Genomic DNA, 4,543 nt, shown 5'->3' with positions numbered 1-4,543 from the left:
CTCCGCGACCCGTAAGTTGGCGTCGGGGATGCCCAGGCGGGCCAGGCCCTCGGCCAAAGCTGGGGCCTGGGGCGGCAGCGTTACACCCACAAAGGCCCGGAACCGGCGGCGCAGCAGCTCCAAGTCGGGGCCGCCGCTGGGGGCCTGGGGGGCCAGGCAGGCTAAGTGCCAGATGTGGCTGGCCTTGGCGGGCCGGGCGGCGTTGGTGCGAATGGCCCGGCCGCGCATCTGGTTCGATTGCACGAACGAGCCCACAAAGCTGGCCAGCACCAGCGTGTTGAGGCAGGGCGCGTCCCAGCCCTCGCCCAGCAGGGCCTTGGTGCCGATGAGTGTGGTGATGTCGCCCTGCTCGAACAATTGAGTAATGAGGCCCACCAGCTCGGTTTGCCGGCCGGCCGGGGGCAGCAGCAGCGCGTAGGCCGCATCGTAGGGCAGGGGCCGGGCCGGCAGCGGCGGCAGCCCCGGAGCCGCCGCGTGCAGCGCCGGCAAAGCGGCCACCGGAATTATCACCACGCTGCCCGTTAGTACGCCCAGCCGCTGGCCCGGCACCGGGTGGCGGCGCAGCAGCTCAAATATTGGCAGCACTCCCAGTTGGTTGAGGGGTAGCTCGTTGGTAGCCGTAGCGGGCATAAAATCGCGCCGGATGTAGTCGGTGAGCACCACCAGCCGCAGCTCATTCCCCAGCGCAACCTGCTCGAACTCCGCAATCTGCCCGATGGCGTGTAGCTTGCTCAGGCTGGTACTCAGCAATTGGTCGAGTTGGGGATGAAAGCGCAGCGCCACCCGCCGCCCTTGGATTAGCCCGTGCTGGCGCAGGCGCTTTTCCAGGGCCTGGCGGTGGGGCGCGTGGGCTTCATCGAAGCCCTCTTCAAACAAGTAAAATGCTACGGCTTTTTCCAGCCATTCGGGCGTGAGCGGGGGCAGTGCCGGGGCCTCGATGCCGAGCACGGCCAGCTGATCGGGGTGCGGGGGCTGGCCCTGGGCGTGCAGTAAAATCAGGCTGGCGGCGAAGCTTGACAGCTGCCCATACACCCAATCGAGGTGGCTTAAAGGGGCTTGCAGGGCCGGGTGGCTGGCCAGGGCGGCCCCCAAAACCCCGTCCTGACTAAGGGCGGCGTATTCGGCTTGCAAAACTTCGAACAGCTCCCGCAACTGCTGGCCTTCGGTGCCGGTGGGCTCCGAGAAGCACACGTAATCCTGGTGCGGGCACAGGTCGCCGGCCGCCACCAGCTCGGCCACCGTTATTTCGGCGTCTACGGGCCCGTTCAGGTCGCAGTACCGCTCCCACTCGGCCGCCGACACATCGTAGGGTGGCGTGGCCGTCAAGCCCACCACAGTCGGGGCCAGGGCCTCTTTCACCTGCATCAGGCTCCGCCACCAGGCATTCTGCAGGTGATGGGCCTCATCCAGTACCAGCGTCCCCACCTGCTGGGCCCGTAGCCGCCGCAGCAGCGCCGCGGTGCCACGGGTTGCCGCTTTACTCTTTGCTTTGGTGTCGGTTTTGCGTTTGTTTTTGCCAGTGGTGTCGCCCCCGTCCTCGGCAGTGGTAGCAGGAACCTTACTAGCCGGCTCTGCAGCGGGTTCGACGCAGGCGGCGTGCAGGGCCTGGTAGGTGCTGATGGTCAGCCAGGCAGGCTGGTGCAGGTCGGTAGAAAGCCAGGCGGGCCGGGCGGCATCGGCCAGAAAAAGCTCGCAGAAGCGCTCCACCCACTGGTCGCGGATGGTGAGGGTGGGGGCCAGCACCAGGGCGGGCCGGTTCAGGCGGCAAAGCACTTCCAGGCCCAGCACCGTTTTGCCCGAGCCGGGTGGGGCTACCACGTGCAGGTGGTCGTTGGCTAAATGCGCACTCAGTTCATTCAGAATCCGCTGCTGGTAGCCCCGCCAGGGGTGTTTGAACTGAACGGGGGCGGGCAGAGGTATGGGCAGCGGCAAGCTAAAGGCTGAATTATGGTGGGGGAGAGTGCGGAAATAGTCATGCTCAGCATAACTATTTCCGCACCTGGGTTCCGTCTGTTCTGCTTACCGCACCGGTACGGGCAGCACCGGCAGGCTCTCGTGGCCCTCGGCGTCCACGCTTACCACCCCGAAGATGAAGTTGTCCTTGTTGAAGGGCAAATCGGCTTTGAGGTCGGTTACGAAGAACTTCTGCTGCCACTCGGGGGCGCTGGTTTCACGCATGAGCACGTAGTAGCCGGCCGGTTTTTCGCCCGCGGCGGGCGCCTCCCACTGCAGCTCGGTGCGGTTGGTGAGCTTAGCCGTGAGCACGCCCACATTGCGCGGGGCGGCCGGGGCCAGCGCCAGGTTTGCCAGCGTCGCCAGGTTAACGCCGGTGTTCTGGCGCAGGTAGGCAAAGTCCATGAACTTGGCCAGGTCGCCGTATTCCTCGCCGTTTTCGGTGCGTAAATCCTGGTGCTGGTGGCGGAAATCCTCGTTCACCTCTGTGAAGCGCACCGCCGTGAAACCCTGCTGATTGAAGGGCGTATGGTCGCCGCCGCGCAGAAACCGGTCGGGGCGGTACACCAGCACTACTTCGTGGCCGGGTACGTACTGCTTGGTGGCCTCGCGGGCGTAACGGGCCAGCAGGCGGCTGGGCGAATCGTTTTCCGAGCTGAGCGTGCGGCGCATCCGGGCCTGCTCGGGCGTTTCGTTGGCCGGAATACCTTCGCTGAGCACCCGCAGCTGGGTGGTGTTTTTGATGGTCGGGTCGTGGCCGGTCGAGTTGCCTACGATGTCGTTGTTGAGCATGGCCACCAGGTTCCAGCCCTCTTTTTTGGCCCGCTTGGCCATATGCGTCGAGCCATACAGGCCCTGCTCTTCGCCCTGCACCGCCACGAAAATGATGGTAGCCGGAAACTGCTGCTGGCTCATCACCCGGGCCAGCTCCATCACGGCCACCGTGCCCGAGGCGTCGTCGTTGGCGCCCGGCGCGTCGGCCGTGGCGTTCATCACGTCGCTCACCCGCGAGTCGATGTGGCCACTGACGATGAAGATGCGCGTATCGGTAGGGTCGGTGCCGGGCAGCGTGGCCATCACGTTGGCCATGAGCACGGGCGCGTTGATGCGGCGGCCGTCGGGCTTAACAGTGAACGTGTCCTGCTCGACTTTAAGCCGCCCGCCGCTGGCCTTGCTGTACTTGCGGAACTCGCTTTCCACCCAATTCCGGGCTGCCCCGATGCCGCGCTTCTTGCTTTTGGTGTCGGAAAGCGTGTGGCGCGTGCCGAAGCTCACGAGCTTGTCCACGTCATCGCGCAGGTTTTTCTCCGAAATTTGCTGTACTATCTGCAGGATAAGCGGATTGGGCGTGGTGGCGGGTTTGGTCTGGGCGAAAACGGGCGTGTTCAGCAGGCCAAGGCCGAGCAACAGAAGTAGGGAGCGGGACATAGTAGGGTGGTGGTTGGGACGGGAAATATAAGGCGGTGTGGGGGATGTAGCGCGAAGCACCAGCTTCGCGTGTCGTTGCTGGAGCTACAACGATTTTGTTCAACGGTACGCGAAGCTGGCGCTTCGCGCTACATCCCCAAAGTCACCACTACGCTCGCCGCGTTGCCTCCGAAGCCGGCGGCATTCACCAGCACCCGCCGCACCAGCCGTAGAGCCGGTCCATTTACGTCGGTAGCGAAGGGGGGCGTAGGCCAGGTTTGGGTTTCGAGCACGTGCAGAGCGAAATCCAGACTCAGGGCGGCCGAAGCGCCCAGCGTGTGGCCCAGCAGCCACTTATTGGATAGTAGTAGCGGCAACTCCTCGCCAAATATAGCCCGTAGCGCCGCCCGCTCGGCCGCGTCGCCGGCGGGGGTGCCGGGCGAGTGGAGCACTACGGCATCTATTTCGGCCGGGGCCACAGCAGCCTGCTGCAACGCCGCCCGCATGGCCTGCTGGAAGTGCTGGCCGTCGGCTGAGAGGCCGGTTTTGCTACCCAGCGCCTCGAAGCCGAAGCCCACGCCTTCGAGCAGCAGCGCGGTTTCGCCGGCTGCCTGTAATGCCGCCCGACTACCGCGCTCCAGCACGAAAACGGCCGCGCCCTCGCCCAGCACGAATGTGGAGGGCCGGCCCGCGCCCGGCCGGCAGGGCCAGTCGGCCGCCCCAAAAGGCGAATAGATACCGATGGCCCGCATCTGAGCCAACGTAAAGGCCGTGAGCGGGGCCTCGGCGCCGCCGGCCAGAAACCGGTCGGCCATACCGGCGCGTAGCCAGGCTACGGCGTTGCCCAAGGCCTGAAACGCGCTGCTGCAAGTGCTCGAGTGGCTCAGGGCCGCCGCGCCCGTCTGCCCGGCATCAAAGGCTACCAAGCTGGCTACATTACCCAGCGTGGTAAGGGGCGAAGCGGCGGCCGGCACGCGCCCTTCCGCCAGAAACTCCGCATGAAACTCCTCCAGCCGCCCCGTGGCCCCCCGGCTGCTCCCGATGCTGACGGCTAAATTATCAGTTGCCAGTTGCCAGTTGTCAGTTGCCGGAACGTCATTCAGAGCGAAGCGAAGAATCTCGCCCGGATTAGTTGCTTGGTTGTGGTCCAACGAACCCGAGCGAGATTCTTCGCTTCGCTCTG

3 protein-coding genes are annotated in these 4,543 nt (G+C 65.2%); all 3 read right to left on the bottom strand.

Annotated features, from left to right (window positions below):
- Positions 1–1,932: DEAD/DEAH box helicase family protein (locus tag D0N36_RS19135; protein ID WP_116943416.1), on the bottom strand; the 1,932-nt coding region annotated here is incomplete at its 3' end.
- Between the two features lie 87 nt (positions 1,933–2,019).
- Positions 2,020–3,381, bottom strand: coding sequence for a M20/M25/M40 family metallo-hydrolase (locus D0N36_RS19130; RefSeq protein ID WP_116943415.1), 1,362 nt, complete (start codon positions 3,379–3,381; stop codon positions 2,020–2,022).
- Positions 3,382–3,509: 128 nt separating this feature from the next.
- On the bottom strand, positions 3,510–4,543 hold a 1,034-nt coding region (locus D0N36_RS19125), incomplete at its 5' end, for a beta-ketoacyl synthase N-terminal-like domain-containing protein (protein ID WP_207190732.1).

The sequence above is a fragment of the Hymenobacter lapidiphilus genome, from assembly GCF_003417065.2.
GTDB lineage: Bacteria > Bacteroidota > Bacteroidia > Cytophagales > Hymenobacteraceae > Hymenobacter.
This window is presented reverse-complemented; position numbering and strand designations above follow the sequence as displayed.